This is a genomic window from Robertkochia flava (assembly GCF_020166515.1).
GTDB lineage: Bacteria > Bacteroidota > Bacteroidia > Flavobacteriales > Flavobacteriaceae > Robertkochia > Robertkochia flava.
This window is the reverse complement of record NZ_JAINZT010000006.1, coordinates 320,518-345,572: the sequence shown is the minus strand read 5'-3', so window position 1 is coordinate 345,572 and position 25,055 is coordinate 320,518. Positions and strand designations below refer to the sequence as shown.

25 protein-coding genes and 1 other RNA gene are annotated in these 25,055 nt (G+C 44.4%); 8 read left to right on the top strand and 18 right to left on the bottom strand.

The window, feature by feature from the left end; all coding sequences use genetic code 11:
* Positions 1-84: 84 nt before the first annotated feature.
* The gene (ytxJ, locus tag K7R11_RS10670; protein ID WP_224490623.1) at positions 85-471 is read left to right on the top strand and encodes a bacillithiol system redox-active protein YtxJ; all 387 of its coding nucleotides are present in this window, start codon (positions 85-87) and stop codon (positions 469-471) included.
* Positions 472-475: 4 nt separating this feature from the next.
* Here ytxJ and K7R11_RS10665 read toward each other — a convergent pair whose 3' ends face one another.
* The 5 genes from K7R11_RS10665 to K7R11_RS10645 all read right to left on the bottom strand — a co-directional run bounded on the left by K7R11_RS10665 (position 476) and on the right by K7R11_RS10645 (position 4,092).
* Positions 476-1,099 carry a class I SAM-dependent methyltransferase gene (locus K7R11_RS10665; protein ID WP_224490621.1) on the bottom strand — a complete coding sequence of 208 codons (624 nt, stop codon included), beginning with the start codon at positions 1,097-1,099 and terminating at the stop codon, positions 476-478.
* Positions 1,100-1,202: 103 nt separating this feature from the next.
* Positions 1,203-2,237 carry a hypothetical protein gene (locus tag K7R11_RS10660; RefSeq protein ID WP_224490620.1) on the bottom strand — a complete coding sequence of 345 codons (1,035 nt, stop codon included), beginning with the start codon at positions 2,235-2,237 and terminating at the stop codon, positions 1,203-1,205.
* Between the two features lie 66 nt (positions 2,238-2,303).
* Positions 2,304-2,837 carry a GNAT family N-acetyltransferase gene (locus K7R11_RS10655; RefSeq protein WP_224490619.1) on the bottom strand — a complete coding sequence of 178 codons (534 nt, stop codon included), beginning with the start codon at positions 2,835-2,837 and terminating at the stop codon, positions 2,304-2,306.
* Positions 2,838-3,152: 315 nt separating this feature from the next.
* Positions 3,153-3,323, bottom strand: coding sequence for a hypothetical protein (locus K7R11_RS10650; protein ID WP_224490618.1), 171 nt, complete (start codon positions 3,321-3,323; stop codon positions 3,153-3,155).
* Between the two features lie 262 nt (positions 3,324-3,585).
* Positions 3,586-4,092, bottom strand: a complete 507-nt coding sequence (locus K7R11_RS10645; RefSeq protein WP_224490615.1) for a hypothetical protein — start codon at positions 4,090-4,092, stop codon at positions 3,586-3,588.
* A gap of 169 nt (positions 4,093-4,261) precedes the next feature.
* Here K7R11_RS10645 and K7R11_RS10640 point away from each other — a divergent pair, with 169 nt between their 5' ends.
* Positions 4,262-4,768 (top strand): cupin domain-containing protein, encoded by a 507-nt coding sequence (locus K7R11_RS10640; RefSeq protein WP_224490613.1) that lies wholly within the window; start codon positions 4,262-4,264, stop codon positions 4,766-4,768.
* 50 nt (positions 4,769-4,818) lie between these two features.
* Here the strand turns inward: K7R11_RS10640 and K7R11_RS10635 are convergent, their stop codons facing one another.
* The 6 genes from K7R11_RS10635 to fahA form a co-directional block, all read right to left on the bottom strand.
* Positions 4,819-6,135, bottom strand: coding sequence for an adenylate/guanylate cyclase domain-containing protein (locus tag K7R11_RS10635; protein WP_224490611.1), 1,317 nt, complete (start codon positions 6,133-6,135; stop codon positions 4,819-4,821).
* 134 nt (positions 6,136-6,269) lie between these two features.
* A complete protein-coding gene (locus K7R11_RS10630) occupies positions 6,270-6,716 on the bottom strand; it encodes an SRPBCC family protein (RefSeq protein WP_224490609.1) in 447 nt (148 codons plus the stop codon).
* A 16-nt stretch (positions 6,717-6,732) separates the two neighbouring features.
* The gene (locus tag K7R11_RS10625; RefSeq protein WP_224490607.1) at positions 6,733-7,287 is read right to left on the bottom strand and encodes a RidA family protein; all 555 of its coding nucleotides are present in this window, start codon (positions 7,285-7,287) and stop codon (positions 6,733-6,735) included.
* 86 nt (positions 7,288-7,373) lie between these two features.
* On the bottom strand, positions 7,374-7,820 hold the full coding sequence (locus tag K7R11_RS10620; protein ID WP_224490605.1) for a DUF2059 domain-containing protein: 447 nt from the start codon (positions 7,818-7,820) through the stop codon (positions 7,374-7,376).
* 55 nt (positions 7,821-7,875) lie between these two features.
* Positions 7,876-9,075: a hypothetical protein gene (locus K7R11_RS10615; RefSeq protein ID WP_224490603.1), complete on the bottom strand. Its 1,200-nt coding sequence runs from the start codon at positions 9,073-9,075 to the stop codon at positions 7,876-7,878.
* Positions 9,076-9,172: 97 nt separating this feature from the next.
* Positions 9,173-10,465, bottom strand: a complete 1,293-nt coding sequence (gene fahA / locus K7R11_RS10610) for a fumarylacetoacetase (RefSeq protein ID WP_224490601.1) — start codon at positions 10,463-10,465, stop codon at positions 9,173-9,175.
* Between the two features lie 111 nt (positions 10,466-10,576).
* Here fahA and glyA point away from each other — a divergent pair, with 111 nt between their 5' ends.
* Complete coding sequence (gene glyA, locus K7R11_RS10605; RefSeq protein ID WP_224490600.1) at positions 10,577-11,851, top strand: serine hydroxymethyltransferase; 1,275 nt, start codon at positions 10,577-10,579, stop codon at positions 11,849-11,851.
* A 75-nt stretch (positions 11,852-11,926) separates the two neighbouring features.
* Positions 11,927-13,171 carry a glycosyltransferase family 4 protein gene (locus K7R11_RS15100; protein ID WP_224490599.1) on the top strand — a complete coding sequence of 415 codons (1,245 nt, stop codon included), beginning with the start codon at positions 11,927-11,929 and terminating at the stop codon, positions 13,169-13,171.
* Here K7R11_RS15100 and K7R11_RS10595 read toward each other — a convergent pair.
* The 3 genes from K7R11_RS10595 to K7R11_RS10585 are packed head-to-tail and all read right to left on the bottom strand — an operon-like array spanning position 13,158 to position 16,181.
* Positions 13,158-14,696, bottom strand: a complete 1,539-nt coding sequence (locus K7R11_RS10595) for a choice-of-anchor Q domain-containing protein (RefSeq protein ID WP_224490597.1) — start codon at positions 14,694-14,696, stop codon at positions 13,158-13,160. The genes K7R11_RS15100 and K7R11_RS10595 overlap by 14 nt on opposite strands.
* Positions 14,697-14,745: 49 nt before the next feature.
* Positions 14,746-15,135, bottom strand: coding sequence for an acyl-CoA thioesterase (locus K7R11_RS10590; RefSeq protein ID WP_224490595.1), 390 nt, complete (start codon positions 15,133-15,135; stop codon positions 14,746-14,748).
* The gene (locus K7R11_RS10585) at positions 15,132-16,181 is read right to left on the bottom strand and encodes a glutaminyl-peptide cyclotransferase (protein WP_224490593.1); all 1,050 of its coding nucleotides are present in this window, start codon (positions 16,179-16,181) and stop codon (positions 15,132-15,134) included. Before K7R11_RS10585 ends, K7R11_RS10590 begins: the two co-directional genes overlap by 4 nt.
* 90 nt (positions 16,182-16,271) lie before the next feature.
* Between K7R11_RS10585 and ffs the strand changes: the two genes are divergently transcribed.
* From ffs to fsa, 3 genes are all read left to right on the top strand, one after another.
* An RNA gene (gene ffs / locus K7R11_RS10580) (signal recognition particle sRNA small type) lies at positions 16,272-16,370 on the top strand.
* Positions 16,371-16,418: 48 nt separating this feature from the next.
* Positions 16,419-17,228, top strand: a complete 810-nt coding sequence (locus K7R11_RS10575) for an SDR family oxidoreductase (protein WP_224490592.1) — start codon at positions 16,419-16,421, stop codon at positions 17,226-17,228.
* A 70-nt stretch (positions 17,229-17,298) separates the two neighbouring features.
* Positions 17,299-17,952: a fructose-6-phosphate aldolase gene (gene fsa / locus K7R11_RS10570; RefSeq protein WP_224490590.1), complete on the top strand. Its 654-nt coding sequence runs from the start codon at positions 17,299-17,301 to the stop codon at positions 17,950-17,952.
* A 109-nt stretch (positions 17,953-18,061) separates the two neighbouring features.
* On the opposite strand, the gene K7R11_RS10565 is transcribed toward fsa, so the two are convergent.
* Positions 18,062-19,480 (bottom strand): TlpA family protein disulfide reductase, encoded by a 1,419-nt coding sequence (locus tag K7R11_RS10565; RefSeq protein WP_224490588.1) that lies wholly within the window; start codon positions 19,478-19,480, stop codon positions 18,062-18,064.
* A 188-nt stretch (positions 19,481-19,668) separates the two neighbouring features.
* Here K7R11_RS10565 and K7R11_RS10560 point away from each other — a divergent pair, with 188 nt between their 5' ends.
* Positions 19,669-21,294, top strand: coding sequence for an ABC-F family ATP-binding cassette domain-containing protein (locus K7R11_RS10560; protein ID WP_224490586.1), 1,626 nt, complete (start codon positions 19,669-19,671; stop codon positions 21,292-21,294).
* A gap of 73 nt (positions 21,295-21,367) precedes the next feature.
* Here the strand turns inward: K7R11_RS10560 and K7R11_RS10555 are convergent, their stop codons facing one another.
* The 3 genes from K7R11_RS10555 to pheT form a co-directional block, all read right to left on the bottom strand.
* Positions 21,368-21,637 carry a DUF2007 domain-containing protein gene (locus K7R11_RS10555; RefSeq protein ID WP_224490583.1) on the bottom strand — a complete coding sequence of 90 codons (270 nt, stop codon included), beginning with the start codon at positions 21,635-21,637 and terminating at the stop codon, positions 21,368-21,370.
* A 37-nt stretch (positions 21,638-21,674) separates the two neighbouring features.
* Positions 21,675-22,391 (bottom strand): hypothetical protein, encoded by a 717-nt coding sequence (locus tag K7R11_RS10550; RefSeq protein WP_224490581.1) that lies wholly within the window; start codon positions 22,389-22,391, stop codon positions 21,675-21,677.
* A gap of 170 nt (positions 22,392-22,561) precedes the next feature.
* A complete protein-coding gene (gene pheT / locus K7R11_RS10545) occupies positions 22,562-24,988 on the bottom strand; it encodes a phenylalanine--tRNA ligase subunit beta (RefSeq protein WP_224490579.1) in 2,427 nt (808 codons plus the stop codon).
* Positions 24,989-25,055: the final 67 nt, after the last annotated feature.

Here is a 25,055-nt window from a genome sequence, read left to right as displayed (position 1 = left end):
GCTGGTAATGAAGAATTTATACAGACAATTTGACGTTGGAATGTTTTTGGGATGTACGCCAAAATGAGAGAAAACCTTTGAGAAATGAAGCTATTTGGTTCTTTTTTAGGAAGTAACGGGGATCCTGAAAAAACGTCACTTCCCTGGGAGCAATTACAGGATGAGAGGCAATTAGAACAGATTCGGGAGATGTCTTACGATATTCCCGTTCTGATCTATAAGCACAGTACCCGTTGTGGGATCAGTTCTATGGTTTTAAATCGCCTGGAACGGGAATATGAACCTGGAGGGGAAGGCCTAAAACCCTATTTTATAGACCTGATCAAGTACCGCAGAGTATCTGACATGGTGGCTGAAGCCTTCGGTGTTCGTCATGAAAGTCCGCAAATCCTCCTTATTAAAAAAGGGGAGGTGGTTTATGACGAATCACATACGGGAATCCATATGGGAGAGATTCTAAAACATCTCTAGAAGATCAGATGCGCTTGAAAAGGGTGTAGAGGAAATTCTGCACCTTACCCCCGGGAGTTGTATGATCGAAAAACACCGCCTTTTCGAGCTTAAAGGCTCTGCCCATGAAATCCTGAAGTTCTTTTTTGGAGTATTGTGTGATGTCTAAACCACTACACCGCCGAGGACCTTCCTTGGAAAATGTTGCCAGCATTACCCAACCACCGGGTTTTACCCCGGCTGTAAGTGCCTGTTTGTAGCCTTCTTTTTGCTTTTTGGAATTCAGAAAATGGAAGGCGGCCCGGTCGTGCCAAAGGTCGTATGACTTTGAGGGCTGGAATACGGCTGCATCTTCACAGATCCAGTTGACCTTTAAGGCCTCTTCTCCCAGGTTTTTACGTGCTCTCTGCAGCGCATTACAGGAGATGTCTAAAACCGATACGTGCTGGTAGCCTTTCTGCAGCAGTGCATGTGCCAGCGTGCTGTCGCCACCCCCGATGTCTATGATAGAAGAAGATCGGTCGGGGAGTAGCTCCTCGATCCATTCCATTACAACCTGGGGGTGCTCCTGGTACCAGCTTACAGCTTCAGGGGAATCTTGCTTCTTATATACTTCTTCCCAATGATTTTGTAAGCTCACTTTTTCCATGTTTCGGAGGTTTTTTCAAATATCTGAATTATCTAGCTACTAAAAAAACGACTGAACTCCCCATTCTTAATACTCCATTTCCGGGTGTTCTTTAGTATTCCTGTTATTCCTGACCCTGTTGTTTCTGAATCCTTTCCTTTAATTGTAATTGAAGTTCCTTATTGTGGTCGCATTGAAAACAAATTTCGGTGGCTTTTGCCCTCAGGCCATAGACCTTTCTTATAAAGACAGGCCGGGTAAGTTTCAATACCGTATTATGCGGTTCCATTTCGCCAAGTAATGCCAGTTTCTTGGAAGTTCCTTTTTCAGGTAGCTCAGAAGTAAGCACAATTTCTCGGATAAACCCGTATGGAATGGTAACCTCAGAAAATAAACCGTACCTGAGGGTTAGATCGGTTTCATTTAGGGAGTGTGCCCTGTTTCGTAAGGCCTTTAAATGTGCGAAAAGTTGGATGCCGGAGTAAATGCTTAAGCCAAGAACGATCCAGGCCAGGACTGAACTAAGGGTAAGAAGGTACTTGTGCAGCCAGATAGTTTCGATCAACAGAATGAGCAAAACTCCGCAAAGAATGGGAATGACCCCACTTTCCTTATACCCGGAGAATTGACCTTTTTTTGTAGGAACAGAGCTCCACGCGGCAAAGGCATAATAGAACATGGCTGCCTCTGTGGCCAGGATCAAAGCGACTTTTTCTGATTGGATCATACTTTTGCAGGTAGACCTGATCACCTCATATGCATCTCTCCCGGGATCAAGGTTTTTTCGGATCCGGGACATGGCCATACTGGTCTTTAAAATAATAAACAGGATCACTCCCAGTTCCAGAATAGGAACAAGATAAAGCTTTACAAAGGACAACTCTTCCTGGTACTGTTGCGGCAGTAGAACAGAAGTGAGTCCGATACAGATGAGGGTTACCGGTACCAGGGTGATGAGGGGAATTTGAGTTCTTCTGATAAAAAAGAACCAAGATACCGGGATTAAGAAAATAAGATCTACTGTGATCCCGAGGCTTATTCCCGGCTTTTTTATGAGTTCCGGGTCGCCGGTCATGATCCAGGCTGTAGTAATGGCCAAAAGGGGAAAGATCAAAAATAAGAGTCGTTGAAATCCTGTTCTGGGAATGGGAATGGTCATATAACGGTTATTTCTAACCTGTTAGTAGTATATCGTCTCCTTATGTTACAAAAAAACAGCATCTGTTTAGTAATAGAAAGGGGCAGGGTATTTTACCTTTCCACTAATGGCCTTTCCCGAATAACCGTTCAGGAATTTTACCATGACAAATTTCGATGGGATATTAAAGGGAACGCTGATACTATAATTTTTGGCTTCCCGGTACCCAAATCTGGGGTAATAGGTGTCATGTCCTGTTACTAGGATAAGGGAGTGACCTTTTTCTTCGGCTAGCTCATGTACTTTTTCTATAAGCGCCGCACCTATACCCATGCGCTGCAAGGATGGATGCACGGCCAGGGGTGCGAGGGCCAGGGCCTTGTTTACTTCGGGGCCATTTATAATTTCAATTGGTGAAAGGAGGATATAGCCTATGATCTGATCGTCCATTACAGCCACTATTGAAAACTCCGCTAAAAAGGATTCCTCCCTAAGGAGTCCTGCAACGATCTCTGCTTCGTTGTGAGCACTGTTTTCATCATCTTTAAAGGCTTTCCTGAGAAGAACATATATCCCGGGGTAATCGTCCTTGGTCGCTTGCCTGAGGGTAAAGGATTGCATATTGTTAAAACGAAGGGTTTGAATTATAGTAATTTACAATAAAACATGGAATGAGCCTGGTTGCGTAAGAGGGTTTCAGGGCGATCAAAAGTTGGGATCGTTACGGAAGGCATTCTAGAGAGCCTGGAATGGTTCCGGGTGCCGATTCAGTGGCTTGTCTTATGTGAAGGTGATGTATTCACCTTGATGCATATGCAACGGAAAGCAGGAACTTAGAAGGTAATAACAGGAAGTTTTATTTTGATGGGCTTCAGAATAGGAAATGCACTTACATACAGGTGATTCATTTCAGACATACCCCTGACGGGGGAAGGGTTACCCCAGAAAATCAAAATAACTGAAGATCGAAAGCAGGATAATGAGCAGCAGACCATAGAGTATTAAAAGCCGGGTGGTATTGGTATGGTGCTTTTTCCGGATCCGGTCTTTGATAAGTTCAAGCTCTTCATCGCTGAGAAACAGCGGTGAGTTTATTTTTTTGACCATCTCTCCGGAGCTTCTCTTCTCCGAATGGGAGCTGAAAGAAGTTTGATTAGATGAGTTGGAGCCTTTGCCCAATATGCCGTAATTTTCTGATACCTGGTCCATAATAAAGGTAATGATTCCAAGGTTTTGGGGTTGTTTTTGAACGACTGTGTTGTTTAAATTTATGGAAATTAGCTTATTACTTACAATTTTTGTAATAATTGTTATCAACAACTTATCCACCAAAGATATAAGGGGAGGGGAGGGAAATACTTACAATATGTCAGGGTTTCTTTCTTGTGAAAGCTGCTTTTTGAAGGTAATCGATCTGGTAGCTGTTTACCACAGATCCGGTTGCCTGTTGACTTGCGGAATTCACCTCGAACAACAGGGTGTTATCTCTGAGTTCATAGGTGTTGCTAAGGATGGTGTTTTCCGTTTCAAACAGGCTGTAAAGCTTATTGTCAAAAGCATACATGAATAAGGATACATCATCTTCTTCGATCATCACATAGGTGTTGGATCCGGGTTTCTGCAATTTTAGCTGATAGGGTTTTACCATAGGATGCTCTTCAGAATGATAGGTGGTTACCCATTGAAAGGTAGCAGGGTCAGCAGTTCTTTCCACTTCCAGGGTTACAGGAACACTGTCTTTAAGCTGGCCCCTGCTGTAGATATGGAGCATACCTTCCCAGGTTCCAAGGCATTTCTCCGGGAAGGAAGATTGCGCATGTAAAAAGGACGGTACAATAAGCAAAAAGCATAAAACTTGCAGTAGTTGTCGTGTCATGAGCTTTCAATTTCTTAAACGAATATAAGTAATTTGACATGTCAAGACAATGCTCTGGAGGGAATATATTTGAGGATGAAAGACTTAGGTAATTCGAGACCTGAGTTTTTCCAAATGTTTTTGTGACTTTCTGTGTACCTTTAATAGTACAACCAAAATCAACACTGTTATGGCCGTAATACACAATTTTAAATACGTTTCTGTTGCCGATCTTGACGATCCGGATGATTACCGCCCGGATTCCTATCTTTCTTTTAGCACTGATCCCGGAAAAGAGGGAGAAAGGGTGGAAAATATGGTGGTCTTTCGTGAAAAAATTGCTCCGGGAGATCAGATCCCATTGCATATGCATACCTCAGAAGAGGTGATGATGGTTGATAAGGGCACTATTGAAGCCCGACTGGGTAACAAGAAACAGATCGTACAGCAGGGAGGGGTCATATTTATTGGAGCCAAACAAGCGCACGGATTTAAAAATGTAGGGGATGTTCCGGCCAGGATTTCTGCTGTTTTTCCATCGAGGTACGTCGATATTTTTTACCTGGAGAGAAATCCTGCACCGGGAACGGAAGCTCAGAACCCACAACCTCCGGTTCGCATTGATATCAGGGCGCTGTCTGACGGTAATCCGGAACAGGCTATTGAGGTAATTCCTGAATCCCTGTTCAGCCAATAGGTTTTCCGTGAGTGTCAATGCTTGTTCCGGGCATGTTAGGTGCCCCGGGTTTACGATTGCGATTGTTGCATTTCCTTCAGTATAAAATCGAGACTTTCTGTCCAGGCAGTCATGGTGTTTTGGGTTTTATTATTACCCAGCACCTGGTCTATGGTTTCGAGCATGGCCTTTCTTACCACAGGATAATGAGCGGAGGTAACCCCGTATGCTTGGTGATTTCTCCCCAGGGCTCTTATGCCTTCTACCAGGTGGTCGGGCCTGGCAAGGGTGTAGACTATTCCCGACAGCATATGGGTAAGCAACCGGCCCTGATCGGTCATGTTTCGCTTGAACAGGGAACGGGTTTCAGGACTGATACTAAATACCTTATCGTAAAAGAGGGAGGCAAATTTATCCTGGTCGTCAAGCATAAGGTGGAGCGAAGACTGCAATTCCAGTTGTGTATCCATCTCCCTGAATCCCCTGACTTCAGTTAACCGGGCAAGACCTTCCTTACCTGTGAGTTCCAGCTCAAAACTCTGACCTGTGTCAAGAACATTTTCCGGAAGACTGTTTAATACGCTCTCTGAGATCAGTATTTTAGTGCCGGTTTCTTTGGTCTTCCCCTGAATTCTGCTGGCAACATTTACAGGGTCACCAATCACCGAAAACTGGCGGTGGGTGGGGTGTCCCAGATGTCCCACATATGCTTTTCCAAAATTGATACCGATTCCGGATTGAAGTTCCATATCCAGGTCTTTTAATTCCACCTGGTTGAGATGGGCCAGGGCATATTGCATTCCCAGGGCCGCCCTGATGGCGTCAGTACAGTTCTTTTCCCGGGTTCCGCCGGTAGTACCGAATACCCCGATAATTTCGTCGCCTACATACTGATAGATTATGCCGTTGTTCATTAATATGGGTTCCCCCATTGCAGTGTAAAACCTGTTGAGCATATAGGCCAGGTCAAAATTCATGCTTTTTGAAGACAAGGGGGTAAAGTTCCGAAGATCACAGAAGAGAATGGTAATGGGCCGCTCCTCGGCTTTGCCCTCTGGTGCAAGTTCCTTTTGCAGGGAGGTGACTTCGGCCATAGACCATATCAGTCGCTGTAGTACCACATCTCCTTTTGGGTAGGTCTGGCACGCAAGTCTAATGGAAGGGTCCCATTTACGCAGGAAGGAAGCTTCTTTTTCAAGCGGGGATTTCGGGGTAAGATTTTGTATTCCGTCAAGGACTCTTACGCGACAGGTGGTACATCGGCCATGTCCCCCGCATTCGTGAAGATGAGGAAGTTGGTTGCGGATGGAAATGTCAAGTAATGAATCGAGGTCGTCTGCAGCCTCAACCACCTTATTGATTCCTGCATAGGTAATCTGATACCTCATAATGGTTTGTTTATTGCAGGCAGGGGGGGTAAGAAATGGAGTCTATTAAAAATAAGAAATTATCAGACATGTCAGCATTTTTCTTGCCGACATTTGGACAGGACGATCCCGGGCTAGGTATTTTAAGAAAGGATTTATTCCCCGGTCTTCCCGAGCAGGTACTGCTTTAAGGCATCCTGAATAAAATATTTCCACCCCAGTTCACATTGCTCTCGTTGGAATTCGGGAATACCGGAAGGAAAATCTGCAGTGACAAGATGAGATACCTGTAGTTCGGTGGTCTGTTCTTTATCGAGGAGTTCCATGCGCAGCACAGAGCATCCGGGATATTCCTTGTAATACCATTGATATGCAATGCATTTATTAGGGGTAGCCTCAACTACTTCCCAGGTATGCGTAAAGCTACGCCCCTCGTTTTCCACTGTAAATGAGGTTGTAAATCCAACTTCGGGACGAAAATCGGGAATATCCTGAAAATACCACTGAACCATCTCCCTGTGCTGAGTAATGGCCTCCCAAATCCTTTCCCCCGGCAATGAAAAGGATTGACTTACAATTACCGGAGCATCTGTTGTTTTCATACGCTATTGGTTTAATTTAATCCCGGACGAGGACGATCATTTTGATCTCACAAGCAATATTCGAAGGGAGTGATCCCATTCCAACCGCTGCGCGGGCATGCTTTCCCCGATCTCCGAAAATCTCGACCAATAAATCAGAACATCCGTTGATCACCTCAGGATGGTCGCCAAAGTCGGGATCGCCGTTGACCATACCGAAAACCTCGATCACCTGTTCAACCTTATTCAGGTCGCCGATCTCTGCTTTCAGGGCATTGAGAAGCTGAATGCCGGTAAGACGGGCTGCTGCATAGGCCTCTTCCACGGTAACTTCGGAAGGAACCTTGCCTGAGATGTATGTGCCGTCTGCTTTTCTCGGCCCTTTACCGGCAAGAAAAACAAGATTTCCTGCACGGGTTGCGTTCACATAATTGGCTACGGGTGCCGCAGGTGGGGTAAGGGTGATGCCAAGATCCTGAATTCGGGTCTCTACATCAACATCGTAAAGGGGCAAGTTTTCCTTTTCTGTAGGTTGTGGCTGGCCACAGGATACAAGGGCGATCAGGATCAATAGGTAAAAAGCTGGACGCATACGACGATGTTTTTTCTGGTTTATAGACTAAAATACAAATTCTTACGCTTCAGCAGCCCTGCAGGTGCGGTAAAACCTCTACGATTTTAATACCCTCTCGCCTCCAGTTTCCTCGCAAATTCCTCTCCGATTTTCTGTCCCCATTGTTGACCTATTAGCATGGATTCCTGCATAATTCCGGGGGTGGCTTCTGCCAGTTTCTTCCCGGGTGCAGACGTGTAAAAACCGGTGATGGACCTAAGGTCTGATAAGGAAAGGTGCTTTTGGTATACCGGACTAAGCATAACTGTTAACTCCCGGATTCCGTACTTTAAAAATTCATTATTAAGCTCTGTCCAGATTTCCTGTGGTACTTCCAGGTACTGCTCTGCCTGCATTTTCATAAGGGTTTCCAGGAGTCCGGTATAGGTATTTTCCATTCCGCTAACCTGAAACATTTTCATAAGCTCCCTGTCGTATTCCGACAGCTCCTGGGCCTGAGCGGCAAACATGCTGCCCAGTGCCAGAGCCAGGAGGAATATTCTTTTGATCATTAATTCCGTTTTGATGCAAGGGTGAAAAAATATGCTTAGAAAGTAATGAATCCTTTTAGCGGGTTCCGCGCTCATCGAATTGTTGCTGCTTAAGGATATTGATCACCCTGTTCTTGATGTCTTCCCCGGCATTATATACCATTTCTTCATTGGTGGGGAATGGAACCAGTTTTGCCTGTAGCAATTCCAGGTCTGCTGCTTCCAGTGCTCTTTGATCACCCTGGTGTTCGGCGTAAAAATGCCTGAAAATGAATTCACTGCCAAGCGGGTAGGAGTTTACCATTTGACCGGATTGCAGGTCTTTAAAATTAATCTGACCTACCACATTCACAGCTTTAAACTGAGTATATCGCTGAAATTTTGTCCGAACCGTAATGAAATTTTCCACCTTTAGGTCGTTGCCCAGACTGTCCTTTTTGACATTTCCGTTTTGGTCGAGGATATATTTATATCCGTCCTGAACCTGTTTTTCCCTGATAACGATCTTTTCACTGACCTGTTCCGGGGTGAAGTTAATTTCCTTAATATTCAATTCCATTTCATAATCGTAGGCTACATCTTCCAGGGGTTCGTTGTGATAAACGGTCCAAAGGTCGTTGAGGCCATAGGTGTTGAAGTTCAGAAGATCATCTTCCAGTCTTTCAGGAATGATTTTATCACTGGAATTACTCATGGCAACCTTTACATAATCAACTCCAAGCGCTCGTGCTTCCTGCATGAGAAATTCCGCATTCTTATACCCGGGATTGATATTGTTAAGGTAACTCAGATCGTCGTATGCCTGCCGGTAATCGTACTTGCTGCTGCCTGCTTCAAGTAATTGATTGGCGTGTTCGTATAAATAATCTGAAAGCTCATTTCTGGATGCGATCACCTGTTTGGTGTAGTCCTTGAATTCAAATTGCGCCTTTCTGTTCTCATCCTTCAGGTAAAGGGGGAGGAGGGGACGAATCAGATCCTGTCGGTTTGTGATCTTGTTGTAGGTTTCAAAGATAGTTTCCAGGTCTGCAGGATTGTTTCCGGCCTTCAAAAACCGAATCTGTTGAAGATCCCGGTCGGTGGCCTTGGCGAATGCCTGCTCTAACATGATGATGTATGGCTGATTTCCGTTTTTGGTTTTATTATCACGAAGTTTATCAAGGGCTATGGAAATAGCTCCGTCGTAATTACCTGAATTCAGTGCTACTTGTGTTTTTTTAACACTGCTGCAGGCTGTTGAAAGCACTAATACAGCCAGAAGTAAAGCTTTCCTCATAGGTTTCAGTTGGTTATGGGATTCGGGGCTAAAGTAATAAAAAACCCCTATAAAATATATAGGGGTTTAAAAAACATAGGTATTTTCTTAATGAAATTTACTTCTTTTTCTCTTTGTTAAATGTGGGTAAAAGCTTGGTGCTAACTTCTCCAAAGCCAATACGGGTGGTGCCGTTATCACAGTACCCTCTCAGGGTAACTGTATCTCCGTCTTCAATGAACTTACGCTCGCTGCCATCCTTCATTTTTATCGGACGCTCTCCTCTCCAGGTAAGTTCCAGCATCGATCCGTAGGAATCCGGCGAGGGACCGGAGATGGTACCACTACCCATCAGATCGCCACTGTTTACGTTACATCCGTTCACTGTGTGGTGGGCGAGTTGCTGAGCCATGGTCCAGTACATATATTTGAAATTACTTCGGGTAATGGTCTGAGCGGCTCCTCCTTCCGGGGTAAGATCAACCTCGAGGTGAATATCAAAGCTCTTTTCTCCTTCATACTGAAGGTATGGCAGAGGTTTGGGATCTTGCTCCGGGCTCGAAGTGCGATAGGGCTCCAGGGCATCAAGTGTTACGATCCACGGAGAGATCGATGAGGCAAAGTTTTTCGCCAGGAAGGGGCCCAGGGGCACGTATTCCCATTTTTGAATATCACGTGCACTCCAGTCATTAAATAAAACCATACCAAAGATGTAGTCTTCCGCTTCTTCAATCGGGATAGGTTCTCCAAGATGATTTGCATCTGTGGTAATAAAGGCCATTTCCAATTCAAAATCTACCAGTTTAGAAGGGCCGAAAACCGGGGTTTCGGAACCGGCGGGTAAGGTTTGTCCAACCGGACGGTGAACAGGGATCCCGCTGGGAACGATAGAGGAGCTTCTTCCGTGATAGCCAACCGGGATGTGAAGCCAATTGGGAAGTAAGGCATTATCAGGGTCTCTGAACATGCTGCCTACGTTGGTGGCATGTTCCTTACTGCTGTAAAAGTCGGTGTAATCTCCGATCTGAACCGGGAGTTGCATCTCGATCTCTTCAAGATCGAATAATACGATAGTGCAATGTTCTTTATTGTCTCTTAGCTCCGGGTTCGTTTGGTCAAAGATCTCGGCGATACGGTTCCTTACCAGCCTCCATGTTTTTTTTCCGTCAGATATGAAGTCATTTAATGTATCCTGAAGAAAAATATCATCAGTCAGCGGAATGTCCTTAAAATATCCAAGTTGGTGCAGAGCACCCAGATCGATGGCTTTATCACCAATCCTTGTTCCGATGGTAATCACATCATCCCGTGTTAAGAAAACTCCGAAGGGAATATTCTGGATGGGGAAATCGGAATCCTTATTGACTGTTATCCAGGATTTTCTCGTCGGATCATTAGCTAAAATCGGCATATTTTCGTTGTTGGTTTTGTGTTCAAAAAATAGATTTTAAAGGTATTAAATTCTCTTTATTTACCGAATGTATTTGCTATTTTTGACCATTCTTTAACGAAAAACTGTATAATGCAAAGAGACGAGCAAATTTTTGAACTTATCCAGGCTGAGAAACAAAGGCAGTTAAACGGATTAGAGTTAATCGCTTCAGAGAACTTTGTCAGCGACCAGGTAATGGAGGCTGCTGGTTCTGTTCTTACCAACAAATATGCCGAAGGTTATCCCGGGAAGCGTTATTACGGAGGCTGCGAGGTGGTAGACAAGGTGGAAACCCTTGCCATTGAAAGAGCCAAAGAGCTTTTTGGTGCTGCCTGGGCCAACGTACAACCCCATAGTGGGTCTCAGGCCAATACTGCTGTTTTTGCAGCGTGCCTTAAGCCGGGAGATAAGATCCTGGGCTTTGACCTGTCTCATGGAGGTCACCTCACCCATGGGTCTCCTGTAAATTTTTCAGGGAAGTTATACAACCCTATATTCTATGGTGTAGACAAGGAAACCGGCCTGTTAAATTACGATAAGATCGAGGAGATCGCCGAAAAGGAAAAACCTCAGTTAATTATAGCAGGAGCATCGGCCTACAGCCGCGATATCGACTTTGCACGTTTCAGAGCTATTGCCGATAAGGTGGGAGCACTTTTAATGGCAGATATCTCACATCCCTCAGGCCTGATCGCCAAGGGTATTCTTAACGACCCTGTACCTCACTGTCATGTGGTAACCACAACCACCCATAAAACCCTGAGAGGGCCACGTGGAGGCCTGGTCCTGATGGGAGAAGATTTTGATAACCCATTTGGTTTAAAGCTAAAGAACGGAAACCTGAGAAAAATGTCTTCACTTTTTGACAGTGCCGTATTTCCAGGTAACCAGGGAGGTCCTCTCGAACATATCATTGCCGCAAAGGCCATTGCTTTTGGGGAGGCGCTAACCGACGATTTCCTTCATTATATTGTTCAGGTTAAGAAAAATGCGGCAGCCATGGCCGAGGCCTTAACAGGGATGGGGTATCATATTATTTCCGGGGGAACCGATAATCACATGATGCTTATTGATCTCAGGAATAAGGATCTGACCGGGAAACTGGCGGAAGAAACCCTGGGTAAGGCAGAAATCACGGTGAATAAAAATATGGTGCCTTTTGACGATCAAAGTCCTTTTGTTACCAGTGGGATCCGAATTGGTACAGCTGCTATAACCACAAGAGGATTAAAAGAAACCGACATGGCAACCGTAGCTACCCTTATTGATGAGGCTTTAATGAATAACAACGACGACACCCGACTGGATACCATTAAGGCAAAAGTTCAGGAACTTATGGGGCACAGACCTTTGTTCCAATCCTAATAATATTAGACATCTGATGATGTACAGAAACCCTGAAAACGCAGTTTTCGGGGTTTTTTATTTTAAATTTACAGTGTGAAAAAGGTATTCATTATAGGATATGTGTGGCCGGAACCTACGGCCTCGGCTGCGGGCATTCGTATGTTGCAGCTTATCCGGTTTTTCCGGGAGGAAGGGTATGAGGTGCAATTTGGTACGCCGGCTCAAAAACCGGATACTGCATTTGACCTGGGTAAATTGGGGGTTACAACCCATGAGATCGCAGTGAATGACAATAATTTTGATTCCCTGGTCTCTGGCATTGATCCACAGATCGTTCTGTTTGACCGCTTTATGATGGAGGAACAGTTCTCCTGGAGGGTAGCTGAACATGTGCCTAATGCGTTGCGAATACTGGACACTGAAGACCTTCATTTTTTGAGGAAGTTCCGTCAAAAGTCAGCAGGTGACCCTCTTGATCCGGATCCTGCTGTATTGAAAAGGGATGCCTTAGCCAAAAGAGAGATCGCTGCTATTTACCGCTGCGACCTTACGCTGATCATTTCAGAACACGAGATGGAAGTTCTTCAATCTATTTTTGGAGTTCCCGCCCATATTCTGGTTTATCATCCCTTATTTGCAGAAGATGGATTAATTCAAGAGAGGAATGAACTTCCCGGATATCAACACCGAGCAGACATCGTATTTATAGGGAATTTTTTTCACGAACCCAATGCAGATGCCATAAAGTGCCTGGAAGAAGGGGTATGGGAAGAAATTCACAGGAGGCTTCCCGGAGTGAAATTACATATTTACGGGGCCTATATGCCGGAATCCTTAAAAACATCCTCTGTATTACTAAAAAGAAATGTTGTTTTTCACGGGCGGGCAGAAGATGTTGATGCTGTAATGCAGCAAGCCAGGGTGTGCCTGGTGCCTCTGCGTTTCGGAGCCGGCTTAAAAGGAAAGCTGATCCGTGCTATGGAAAACGGATTACCTTCGGTGACCACGCCGGTTGGAGCAGAGGGTATCTCGGATAAGACGAATTGGGGAGGAGCGGTAGTACCTCTTGGGGAAGATTTTACAGCAGCGGTGATAACACTCTACACCGATAAGGAGTCTTGGATCAAGGCGGTTGAACAGGGTTTTCGAATTATTGACCACAGATTCAGAAGGGAGAGTTATGAGAAAACCTTTGCCGGGAGGATCAACGCCTGTATGTTGGATCTTTCATTTCACCGTTCAGGAAATTTCACAGGGCAGATGTTGATGGATCAACGTAATATGGCTGCCAGATACCTCAGTAAGTATATCATGGCCAAGAATACTAATTCCCGCTAAATTCAAAAGCTCCGGCATCAGGCAATTCATCTCTTTCCATTCCCGAAATATCAAGAGGGAAGTCGGCTAGTGTGGCCGGATTTCCGGCATCAATGGCTGCGGAACCAGGGGTTAGCCTGAATTTCTCAGCAAGCGGTGCCTCGAAGCCAGGATCCTGGTTGCGGATAACGGCCTTATAAATTGAAGTATTTTCAAAATCGTATAATGGGTTGTTCAGAAGTTCGCTGTTGGTGGTTTCGAACTGGAGAAGGCAATGGTCAAAAAATATGTTAAAAGCCTGAGAGGGGTCATTATTGAGTACAAGCTCCACATTGGCGTTACCTGTTATGACGGAGTTGGTAAAATTCGCCTCTGCCAATGGAAATACCTCTGCAGTACCTCCATCGGTCTGGCGGAAATTATCGATAAGAAGTGCCGGAAAGTTTCGCAACCCGGAATTCCAGAAATTGGCCACGGTACAGTGTGTAAATTGGTAATTGCCACCTTCGGTAAGATACAGGCTTACCTGTCCTGCATTTCCGGTGACGGTATTTGATGCGCGTATAGAAGTGTTTCGTGCTAAAATATTAACGTTGGAGCTGTTAAGGAACCTGGTATTTTCCAGTAATAATTTTGGTGATGCAGCACCGGCATTTCCTTCGACAAGCATTCCTACGATCGCATTCTTTACCGTAAGGTGTCTGATGGAGTTGTCAATGCTCCCCGGTGCAAGCCAGATGGTACCCCATTGTCCGGGAATTGTACTGTACAGGGGTTCCAGCCTGTCGCCTTCGAAGATCACTTCGTTTTCAAGGGCAACGGGGTCTGAACTTAATTCCCCGGTAACCTTTATACTGGCTCCGTCTTGTACAAGGATACCGGACCCTTCATGAAAATGCAATCTTGACCCCGCCATGATCTCCAGGGTTTTTCCTGGTGGTACAGCAGCGTATCCGTAGATAACATAGGGCTTTTCGTTGGTGAAGATCAGTTCATCATCATCGAGCTCAAAGCCGGAGATCCTGATCTCTTCCCCGGATTCATCTGTACCTATGGGGATGGTCTCCGTGATTCCCGAATTCCGGTCCGGAAAGAGAAAGACGGCATCTCTTACAAGTGTTACCAGGTGCACCTGCTGGCGGGAGGTGGTATTTCCAAAGTTAATGGCGTCAGTGGCCAGGAAACTTTGCCCGTTGAAATCGGTGATGTCGAAAGTACCTTCAATAAAAACGTAAATGCTGTCCTTGGCCGGTATTTCCACATCAGTGAATGTCTTGCCTGACTGCCCGTTTACATTAAGTCTGAACGCACTGTTCTCTCCATTTTCAAGGGTTACTTCAGGTATCCTGATATCGTCATTCGAAGTGTTGTATACTTTAAGGTTATAAGTGGATGTACTGAGACTATTAAAAACAGTGTCAAGGTAAACGGTGTCTCTCGAAAAGCGCAGTTCTCCGGTGGATGATCGGTACGTAAAGTCTTCCCTGCAGCTGCAAAAAAGAGCAGCGAATAGTACAGTGATCAAAAATACCGGGTACCTGGACATAGGGAAAAGCTTTTTCTAAAATTAGAATTTTTTATGTAATCCATCCGGCTTACTGAAATAATTCTATTAAAGCCTCCGTAAGACGAGCGGGGCGTTTACTTTCTTTACCTAACAAACACCAATCGGTTTGCGCCTTTACAAGCAGCCGGTTGGAAGGTTCCTGGTACATTTCCACTACCCTTCGGGAGGTAACCCCTTCCGAGTGGGTGACATACGTTTTGATGCGAATCCGGTCCTGTTCAAAGGCCTGACCTTTATAGCTGATCTGGTGACTTAATACCATCCATATATACCGGGCCTTCATCTCATCGGTAGCAAGGGCATTCCAGTGGGCTTCGGCAGCATCCTGAACCCATTGTACATAACGAACATTATTCACATGCTCCAATTCGTCAATATCTTCCCGTCCCACTGTTATGACATACTCATATATTTTCATGGGGTTTTAGGAATGATATTTACTTCAAAGATTTTGTCCCAGTTTTTACCGGTAACAAAAAAAGTTTTGCGTTCGGGATGGTATGCAATTCCGTTTAACACATCGAGTTCATCGTGTTGAGTGACCTTATCCTTTAAACCCCGAAAATCGATAACCCCGGTGATGGCACCGGTTTTAGCATCAATGATCATGGCACTGTCTTTAAGCCAGACATTGGCGTAGATCTTGCCATCAACATATTCCAGCTCGTTGGCCTTATTAAAAACGGAAGTATTGGTAACGATCTGAATGTGGTTGGTTTCCTTCAGGGTTTCCGGGTCAAGTATCCAGATCTTATCTGTACCATCACTCATGTAAAGCGAGATGCCATCGTTGGTGAGGCCCCATCCTTCCTTACTTTTTCCGTATTTAAAACTCCCTGTTTTTTCAAAACTTCCCAGGTCATAAATGAACCCTGTTCCTGACTTCCAGGTTAGTTGGTAGATCTTCCCGTTCATGATAGTAATGCCTTCTCCGAAATAATTCGGATTCAGGTCTGCCTTGCGAATGACCTCTCCGGTTTCCAGATTGAGCTGCCTGAGACTGGACAATCCTTTTCTGCCCGTGCCCTCATAGAGGTTGTTTTCGTGAAATTCAAACCCCTGGGTAAACGCATCTTTCTGATGGGGAAAGGTATTCAGAATCTCATAGGTGAACAGTTGCGGAGGGTTTTCGGCCAGCACCAGGAAGTCGGTTTCAATTTCCAGACGCTCTTCATCCATATAAATCGCAGCCTTAAGTGATTGCTCTCCCAACTTTGGGGGCGTAACCACTATCTTGTTGTTCTCAGGGGAAACTCTTTGATCATTCAGAAAATATTGTACCGAATCGATCTCCAGATTTTTAAGGTTTTGAAGCGCGATGTTTACCTCTTCGCCATAGTTGATTTTCTTGTCAGCTGCATTTACGTTAAGGCTGAATAATTTTTTAGCATTTGTTTTATCGCCCCCGCATCCTAAGGCGAGGACTGATAAGAGACTGAGGGCTATTATTTTATGTGTAAACATGGGGATTGTTGCTTTTTCAGGGCAAGGTATTTAATAAAATTTACATGGTAAAATTATTGTGAAAGCTACAAGAGTTTGTATATTTGCACCCGGCAAGTCCTACACGACCAGCTCCTGCAGAATCCCCCAGGGCGGGAACGCAGCAAGGGTATGTGGTCGCAGCGGTGCGATGTAGGTAGCTTGCCGTTTTTTTTTATTTCTTCCCGATTAAATTAACTCTGTCTACCCTGAGTAAAAATGTCTAAAGTTGTACTTATAACGGGCGGTTCGTCAGGTATCGGAAAGGCGATTGGAACACACCTGGTTTCCAGGGGATACATCGTATATGGTACCAGCAGAAATCCGGAGCAGTTTTCAGGTCACTCACTTCCTTTTCCTTTATTAAAACTCGATGTAACTGATCCTGAAAATGCCATAGCTGTAGCGCATGAGATTCAGGAAAAAGAGGGACGTATAGACGTACTGATCAACAATGCAGGCGTGGGTATTACCGGTCCACTGGAAGAAACTCCCACAGCAGAGATACGAAGGGCTTTTGATACTAATTTTTACGGTCCGATTCATATGATGAAGGCAGTATTGCCCTATATGAGGGCACACAGGAAGGGTCTTATCATTAATATCACTTCCATTGCCGGTTACATGGGATTGCCCTACAGAGGGGTGTACAGTGCCACCAAAGGAGCTCTGAGCCTGGTTTCAGAAAGTATGCAGATGGAATTGTACCATATGGGAATTGATATCTGCAATATTGCCCCGGGTGATTTCAATACCAATATTGCACATGGACGTTATCACTCTCCGGTTCTGGATACTTCAGATTACAAAAAACACTACGGACGAGTCATGAAGGTGATCAATGAGCAAATGGCGGACTCTGCAGACCCTTCCCTTATTGGCAAAAAGGTGGAACGCATTATTGAGAAAAAGAACAGGAAGCTGCATTACAAGGCAGGAGCCTTTATGGAGAAGATGTCGGTAAAATTAAAACAGGTTTTACCGGATAAAGTTTTCAATAAATTACTGCTTAACCATTATAAATTATAACTTTGCCGGGCCATTTGAAGGTTCAAACGGCACAAGTTTATAATTATCATAACTCCTTATAAGTTAACCTATGAAATTTTTTATCGATACGGCAAACCTTGCGCAAATCCAGGAAGCAGAGGCTCTTGGAGTACTGGACGGGGTAACTACAAACCCATCCCTGATGGCAAAAGAAGGGATCACCGGCAGAAATAATATTTTAAAGCACTACGTGGATATTTGTAACCTGGTTGAAGGTGACGTTTCTGCAGAAGTGATCGCTACCGACTATGAAGGTATTATCAGGGAAGGTGAGGAGCTTGCAGAACTTCATGAGCAGATCGTGGTTAAAGTTCCGATGATCAAGGATGGAATTAAAGCTATTAAATATTTTTCAGATCAGGGTATCAGAACCAACTGTACGCTGGTATTTTCTTCCGGGCAGGCCCTTTTGGCTGCCAAAGCAGGGGCTACCTATGTGTCTCCATTTATCGGAAGGCTTGATGATATCTCTACTGACGGTCTGGCGTTGATTCAGGATATTAGAACCATTTATGATAATTATGGTTTTGAAACAGAGATCCTTGCCGCCTCCGTTAGGCACACCATGCACGTGATTGAGTGCGCGAGGATAGGAGCTGATGTAATGACAGGACCTTTATCGGCCATTACCGGACTTCTGAAGCATCCGTTAACAGATTCTGGGCTGGCTCAATTCCTTGCAGATCATAAAAAGGGAAATTAAGAGCAGCTGCAAAATTTAAATTTGCAGACCTCACATGATATAGAAAAGCCTGTACAATTTGTACAGGCTTTTTTAATGAAAAAATATAACTGAATAAATGTTTAACGCTTTATAATTCCGGCAGGGATTCGGTTAATTTCGATGCCACCTTATTATATTCTATAGGAGCGAAATTATAGATGTTTCCGAATCCTTCGATAACTTTTCCATCCTTGTCCACAACAACCATTCGGTTAAGTCGCAGGTAGGCAAACCGCTTTACTATATATTCCATATCCGGTGCTCTGAGCTGGTTTTTATCGCTTACACCAAGTTCATTCATGGTGTTTAGCCAGGTCTGATGGTCCGGATCAAGATTGATACCGATGAACTGAAATTCGGGATATTTGGAGGCCATTTCAGTCATATGCTGGATCTTTTCCCTGGCCAGCATTTTACGGTCGGAATGCCAGGTGTAGAATACCGTTTTCTGATCGTACCAGGAAGAATCAAGCCGGTGTTTCTCACCTTTTTTATCGTAGAGCTCAAGAACAGGAAAGGTAGCGCCCTTGCGCAGGTTGTTAACAGCCTGGTATACCATGTCTATATCTGCAGACGAATTACCGGATGTAAGTTTTTTGTAAAGGGTGATGAATTTCTTATTGGTTTCTTCCTGATGGTCGTACTGAAAATATTTGAATGCGGTAGTTTCGAAGAGTTTCGAACGGAGATTACCGAGGGAGATCAGGCTGTCTACCAGGTGAAGTTTATGTGTACCGTAGTGATAGGGGCTCCATTTTCCTCCAATTTGACACGCTCCTCTGCAATTATCCTTGGTTAATCTGTCAAGATATGCATTTACATAATTTGAATAAGCTTCCAGGTGTGCCAGGGACTTATCGTTAATGTCTACCTGCATGCGATGGTTGTAAAAAGATTCCGGCAGTTCCGGTTTCTCCTTTAATCCCAGCCAGTATTTGTGCATGTCGGTATAATACTCTTTGTTGGTGTAGTACGGGAAGTCGATGGTAGCCTTGGTTACGTGTTTAGCCAGGGGCGAAAGATCGGTCTCGGAAAGCAGTTCCTCGTATTCGACGACCTTCATAGCCCTCATGGAGTCCAGCTTTTTGACGAAGATTTCCGGGGAGGCCTTGTAAAAGTTGTCGACCAGATTCTTCTCATCTTCTTTGAGCAAGAACATATCGATCATAAAATTGTTCTTTTCCGAACCTATACCGGAGAAAATCAGGGACTCGTCAAACTCCATGGTGTTGAGACGAAGCATCAGGCTGTCCTGCGCTTCCAGAAGAATATACTGGTATTCCCGTCCGTGAAAGAATTTGTAAACTCCTTCTTCAGGATTATTAAGGCTAAAATGAAACCGGTTTTGGTCGTCCAGACTTGCTGAATCCAACTGTACTTCTTCGTAGAACAGATACACGTAGTCATCTTTTGGATTGACGATTTCTCCACCAAAATAGGTGACCGGATCTGCCTGATCGCAGCTGTACATCAGAAGACCTACAAGTACCAGTAAAAATTTCTTCATGAATTCAGAGTTCTGTTCAAATTTTCCGGGAGTTGTCTCCTTTTTCCCTCATTATAACAAATCTATAAAAGCTTCCTAATTCCTGATGTTAAGGCCTAGTTAAATAAGACTTTTTTAGGCTTTGCTCTCCCTGTATTATGTGTTCATTATTTCTTACTTTTGCGGCATAATTTAAAAGAGGGAACTTAATGTTATCAGTATCAAACCTTTCCGTTCAATTTGGTAAGCGTGTGCTTTTTGATGAAGTCAACGTAAATTTTACCCAGGGTAACTGCTACGGAATCATCGGTGCCAACGGTGCCGGGAAATCCACATTTCTAAAAATATTATCCGGGAAACAGGACGCTACCAGCGGACATGTGCATCTGGAGCCTGGTAAAAGGATGTCTGTCCTGGAGCAGGATCACTATGCGTATGATGAATACCCTGTACTGGAAACTGTGCTACGAGGTAATAAGCCCCTGTTTGCCATAAAGCAGGAAATGGATGCCCTGTATGCAGATTATGATGATGCCAAAGCCGATCGCATTGGTGAATTGCAGGTGGCCTACGAGGAGATGAATGGCTGGAATGCAGATAGTGATGCTGCAGCGCTGTTGTCGAACCTCGGAATTTCAGAAGATCTGCATTACACCCAGATGAAAGATCTGGACAATAAATTAAAGGTTCGTGTGCTTCTGGCCCAGGCCTTATTCGGAAATCCGGACGTCTTGATCATGGACGAGCCTACGAACGACCTGGATTTTGAAACCATCAACTGGCTGGAGAACTTTCTGGCCAACTACGACAACACAGTAATTGTTGTGTCTCACGACCGTCACTTTCTGGATGCCGTATGTACCAATATAGCGGATATTGATTTCGGAAAGATCAATATGTTCAGTGGTAATTACACGTTCTGGTACGAAAGCAGTCAGCTGGCGGCCAGACAACGTGCCCAACAGAATAAGAAGGCCGAGGAAAAGGCGAAGGAATTGCAGGAGTTTATCATGCGATTCTCTGCTAACGTGGCCAAGAGTAAGCAGGCAACTTCAAGAAAGAAAATGCTGGAAAAGCTGAAAGTGGAGGATATTAAGCCATCAAGCAGAAGGTACCCGGCACTTATCTTTGATCGTGAAAGGGAAGCAGGAGACCAGATCCTGAATGTAGAGGGATTAGCAGCTTCTAGTGATGGAGAGCCATTATTCAGCAATGTAAATATAAACCTGGCTAAAGGAGACAAGGTAGCTGTGATCTCCAGGGATTCCAGGGCGACAACTGCTTTCTATGAGATCGTCAACGGGAATATGAAGGCCGATGCGGGAACCTTCCAGTGGGGGGTGACCACCAACCAGGCCTACCTTCCGGTGGACAACTCTGACTTTTTCGATAATGATCTCAATCTTGTGGATTGGTTGCGTCAGTGGGCCAAAACCGAAGAGGAGCGTGAAGAAGTGTATATTCGGGGATTTTTAGGGAAAATGTTGTTTAGTGGAGAAGAGGCTCTTAAAAAATGCCGGGTATTATCCGGAGGTGAAAAGGTTCGCTGTATGTTAAGCAGGATGATGATGCTAAGGGCAAACGTACTGATGCTGGATGAGCCCACGAACCACCTGGATCTTGAAAGTATTACAGCGTTCAACAACTCCCTTAAGAAATATCCGGGTACGGTATTATTGACAACTCATGATCACGAGTTTGCTCAAACCGTTGCAAACAGGATTATAGAGCTCACTCCAAAAGGAGCAATCGACCGTTACCTTACCTTCGATGATTACATGACGGATAAAGGGATCAGGGAGCAAAGAGATAAAATGTACGCAGTAGAGGTATAGCCTGTATTATACTTAATTTATAGCATTATAAAGAAGCCTGACCCTTTTAAGAGTCAGGCTTTTTCTATTGTTGCTATCGGGTCTCTTCCTCAGAGTCTTCCCGTTGTATATTGTCCAGTTCATGCTGTAAATTATCCAGAACCGCCCTGCTTTTATCCATTTCATCTTTGTGAATAAAAACCTGGATCTGATTAAATACAGGAGGGGCAAACCCGGCCAGTCGGCCCGATTCAGATTCATTTCGGGTTACCGGAATAATATCAAATTTCTTTAGTTCCTCCATGAGTAACATGACCTGAACCTGGTTTCCTGTGAACAGGTGAGTATATGAATCGGTTGTCATAGATTGTTTTTTAAAAGTTTTCGAATTTACCAGACGATCAGGCATTAAAGTATTTACTGTTCCAGATATGGGTATTGAAATTTTTCCCAAGGGCAAAACCGTAAAAGATAACAATACTACCAATCATCTTGAACATAAACATATAAAGCAGCCAGAAGCTGCCTGCATCATCCTCCCCGGTAAACAGCCCTAGAGGCATCATTTTCGTGCATACCCAACTGACCATGAGGACCGTGATGATAAGATTTGTTAAATTGCGAAATGGCATGACCAGGAATTTACGCATAGGGTGTAAATCACCTCCCCACTTGTGTACCAGGTAATAGTATCCGTTTCCAATGGGAGCGAACAGTAAGGGATCGTCTGCATTCTCCAGTTTGAATAACTTAGAAGGCGCAATGATCTTAAAACCTTTTAGCTGGGTCTGGTGTTGCTTTTCCAGGGATTTGATTTCAATGAGCGCCTCGGGTGGTATTTTTCCTTTAAAATACCTGCTGGCCAGAAACCGGAGGCGGTAATCGATACAGATCTTTTTAATATGATCCAGGTGGTATACCCGGTCTACATCCAGTTTAGAGATCGTAAAATTGTTAAAATTTTCGTCTTTCCCTTCGGTTAACTCATTAACAATAAGGACCTCTTTTTCCTGTTCTTTTCTAAGGATGGATTGTACCTGGTGAAGGATGTTCTTCTCTGCATTGATGCGATCGCGGTAAGCGCGCAACTTTTCCTCTACATTCGTCTTTTTCAACATCTCTGATTTATTTAACCGTTTTCATAGCTTCTCAAAAATAAGGAAATAGAAGCTTGGTTACAAGAGTGTTACAGAGGAATGCGTGCTGTAATTGTTAAAATTAGGTGAGGATGGTAAGAATTTAACATAAACAATTAAGGACCCGGAACAGGCCGGGCCCTTATTGGATATTATCTCAGGCTGGCGTTAAACTGCTTTTCAAAACTGTTTTGCAGTTTTTGCATGACCTTGTCAATTTGTTTGTCATTCAGGGTTTTTACATCGTCGCGGAGAATAAAACTTAATGCATACGACTTTTTGCCTTCCGGAAGGTTTTTGCCCTGGTACACATCAAAGAGATGAACTTCTTTAAGTAATTTTCTTTCCGATTGCATGGCGGTTTGATACAGGTCATTAAAACTCACCGAATCATCGATCAGTAAGGCCAGGTCTCTTCTTACTTCCGGAAATTTAGGAATGTCTTCAAAAAGCACCTGTTTTCTACTGATCAGCATCAGGATGTTATCCCAGTTCAAAGAAGCGTAAAGTACGTTTTGTTTGATCTCTGTAGCCTTAAGGATCTTTTTACTTACCAGTCCAAAACTTACCACCGGAATTTTTCCTGCGTGGTAGGAGAGGCCTTCACTCAGGTAATCCTCCTTAGCGGGTTTACTTTTTAGTCCGGAAATGCCTAACCTCTCCAACAGAAGCTCAATGGTGCCTTTGAGATAGAAAAAATCGGAAGGACCGGATTTCACATTCCAGCTTTCCCGGTGCTGTTCTCCGGTAACGAACATGGTAAGATGTTTTGTTTCTTTCCTTTTGTCTTCGAACCGGTCATAGGTTTTACCGAACTCAAAAAGTTTGATATCGCCATTTCTTCTGTTGATGTTGTAGCTAAGAGCTTCAAGGCCGCTAAAAAGCATGTTCTGGCGTAAAACCGACAATTCATTGCTTAGCGGATTGATGATCTTTACCTGGTGTTCTTCCCTGATGGTGTCTGTTAATTCTCCGTATTTTGGAGAGGTCAGGGAATTGGCCATGATCTCGTAAAAACCTCTGGAAGCCAGAAGGTCACCTGCAATATTGCTTATTTTATGATCTTCGAATCGCGATGTCGGGGCCACCGAAGCATTAAATTTCTGGCTAGCCTCCACATTGTTGTAACCGTAAACCCTAAGGATTTCCTCGATCACGTCTACCTCGCGCTGAACATCTACGCGGTAAGAAGGTATGGTGAGTCCGATCCCGGATTCTGTTACGTTATTGATCTTGATCTCCAGTGAGGTTAGAATAGCCTTGATGGTTTCTGTGGGGATCTCCTGACCGATCAGGTTATGAATCTTGTCAAAAGTCAGAAATACCTGGAAATCTTCAAACTTCACAGGATAGATATCCTCCACATCGCTGGAAATATTGCCACCGGCTACTTCCTTAATCAAAAGTGCCGCCCGCAGCAGGGAGTATTTGGTAAGGTTGATGTCGATTCCTCTTTCAAACCGGAAGGAAGCATCTGTATTTAATCCATGGCGTTTGGCCGTTTTCCTTACAGATACCGGATCGAAATATGCACTTTCCAGGAAAACCTGATTGGTAGATTCGGTAACTCCCGAATGCAGTCCTCCAAACACCCCGGCAATACACAGGGGTTTGCTCTTATCGCATATCATGAGGTCTTCGGCACTTAATTCCCGCTCAACCTCATCAAGAGTGACGAATTTAGTACCCTCCTCCAGAGTTTTTACCTCAATTTTATTGCCGTCGATCTTGGCTGCATCGAAGGCGTGTAAAGGCTGTCCCAATTCGTGAAGCACGTAATTGGTAACATCAACCACATTATTTTTGGGTGCGATACCTATGGCCAGCAGTCGGTTCTTAAGCCATTCCGGGGATTCAGAAACCCGAACTCCTGTAATGGTTAATCCACAATACCGCGGACACAGTTTTTTGTCTTTTACCTCAACATCTACACGAAGGGTACGGTTGTCTACATGAAAACTGCTCACGGATGGCGTAATGAGTTCCAAGTGCTTCCCCTGTTGAAGCAAACCTGCTCTGAGGTCTCTGGCCACCCCATAATGACTCATGGCATCTGCCCGGTTTGGGGTAAGTCCGATCTCGAAAACCTGATCGTTTTCCACCTTAAATAAGTCTGCACAAGGTGTTCCCGGGGCAAGAGTTTCGTCCAGAACCATTATGCCATCATGACTTTCACCTAGCCCAAGTTCATCTTCCGCGCAGATCATACCCATGGAAACCTCTCCCCGAATCTTACCTTTTTTGATCTCCCAGGGCGCACCATCCTTATCGTATAGTGTAGTGCCAACGGTTGCTACGGGTACCTTTTGGCCCTTTGCAACATTAGGGGCTCCACATACGATTTGTACGGGTGATCCATTTCCCAGGTCCACCTTGGTTAGTTTGAGGCGATCTGCATTTGGATGCTGTTCACATTCGGTAACGTGACCAACAACGATACCCTTTAATCCTCCTTTTACAGATTCAAAGGGCTCGATACCCTCAACTTCCAAACCAAGATCTGTGAGTAGCTCTCCGGCTTTTTCAACCTCGAGATCCGTATTAATGAATTGTTTTAACCAGTTGTATGAAATTTTCATGCTTTTGATTATAGATGCTGGGCAAAGATAATAATACAGCTATAATTTACCCCCTTACCGAAGGTGT

Bases quoted from the DNA above. Each gene is read 5' to 3' on its own strand.
- ytxJ (WP_224490623.1), top strand. From the start codon at position 85: ATGAAGCTATTTGGTTCTTTTTTAGGAAGTAACGGGGATCCTGAAAAA.
- K7R11_RS10665 (WP_224490621.1), bottom strand. From the start codon at position 1,099: ATGGAAAAAGTGAGCTTACAAAATCATTGGGAAGAAGTATATAAGAAG.
- K7R11_RS10660 (WP_224490620.1), bottom strand. From the start codon at position 2,237: ATGACCATTCCCATTCCCAGAACAGGATTTCAACGACTCTTATTTTTG.
- K7R11_RS10655 (WP_224490619.1), bottom strand. From the start codon at position 2,837: ATGCAATCCTTTACCCTCAGGCAAGCGACCAAGGACGATTACCCCGGG.
- K7R11_RS10650 (WP_224490618.1), bottom strand. From the start codon at position 3,323: ATGGTCAAAAAAATAAACTCACCGCTGTTTCTCAGCGATGAAGAGCTT.
- K7R11_RS10645 (WP_224490615.1), bottom strand. From the start codon at position 4,092: ATGACACGACAACTACTGCAAGTTTTATGCTTTTTGCTTATTGTACCG.
- K7R11_RS10640 (WP_224490613.1), top strand. From the start codon at position 4,262: ATGGCCGTAATACACAATTTTAAATACGTTTCTGTTGCCGATCTTGAC.
- K7R11_RS10635 (WP_224490611.1), bottom strand. From the start codon at position 6,135: ATGAGGTATCAGATTACCTATGCAGGAATCAATAAGGTGGTTGAGGCT.
- K7R11_RS10630 (WP_224490609.1), bottom strand. From the start codon at position 6,716: ATGAAAACAACAGATGCTCCGGTAATTGTAAGTCAATCCTTTTCATTG.
- K7R11_RS10625 (WP_224490607.1), bottom strand. From the start codon at position 7,287: ATGCGTCCAGCTTTTTACCTATTGATCCTGATCGCCCTTGTATCCTGT.
- K7R11_RS10620 (WP_224490605.1), bottom strand. From the start codon at position 7,820: ATGATCAAAAGAATATTCCTCCTGGCTCTGGCACTGGGCAGCATGTTT.
- K7R11_RS10615 (WP_224490603.1), bottom strand. From the start codon at position 9,075: ATGAGGAAAGCTTTACTTCTGGCTGTATTAGTGCTTTCAACAGCCTGC.
- fahA (WP_224490601.1), bottom strand. From the start codon at position 10,465: ATGCCGATTTTAGCTAATGATCCGACGAGAAAATCCTGGATAACAGTC.
- glyA (WP_224490600.1), top strand. From the start codon at position 10,577: ATGCAAAGAGACGAGCAAATTTTTGAACTTATCCAGGCTGAGAAACAA.
- K7R11_RS10595 (WP_224490597.1), bottom strand. From the start codon at position 14,696: ATGTCCAGGTACCCGGTATTTTTGATCACTGTACTATTCGCTGCTCTT.
- K7R11_RS10590 (WP_224490595.1), bottom strand. From the start codon at position 15,135: ATGAAAATATATGAGTATGTCATAACAGTGGGACGGGAAGATATTGAC.
- K7R11_RS10585 (WP_224490593.1), bottom strand. From the start codon at position 16,181: ATGTTTACACATAAAATAATAGCCCTCAGTCTCTTATCAGTCCTCGCC.
- K7R11_RS10575 (WP_224490592.1), top strand. From the start codon at position 16,419: ATGTCTAAAGTTGTACTTATAACGGGCGGTTCGTCAGGTATCGGAAAG.
- fsa (WP_224490590.1), top strand. From the start codon at position 17,299: ATGAAATTTTTTATCGATACGGCAAACCTTGCGCAAATCCAGGAAGCA.
- K7R11_RS10565 (WP_224490588.1), bottom strand. From the start codon at position 19,480: ATGAAGAAATTTTTACTGGTACTTGTAGGTCTTCTGATGTACAGCTGC.
- K7R11_RS10560 (WP_224490586.1), top strand. From the start codon at position 19,669: ATGTTATCAGTATCAAACCTTTCCGTTCAATTTGGTAAGCGTGTGCTT.
- K7R11_RS10555 (WP_224490583.1), bottom strand. From the start codon at position 21,637: ATGACAACCGATTCATATACTCACCTGTTCACAGGAAACCAGGTTCAG.
- K7R11_RS10550 (WP_224490581.1), bottom strand. From the start codon at position 22,391: ATGTTGAAAAAGACGAATGTAGAGGAAAAGTTGCGCGCTTACCGCGAT.
- pheT (WP_224490579.1), bottom strand. From the start codon at position 24,988: ATGAAAATTTCATACAACTGGTTAAAACAATTCATTAATACGGATCTC.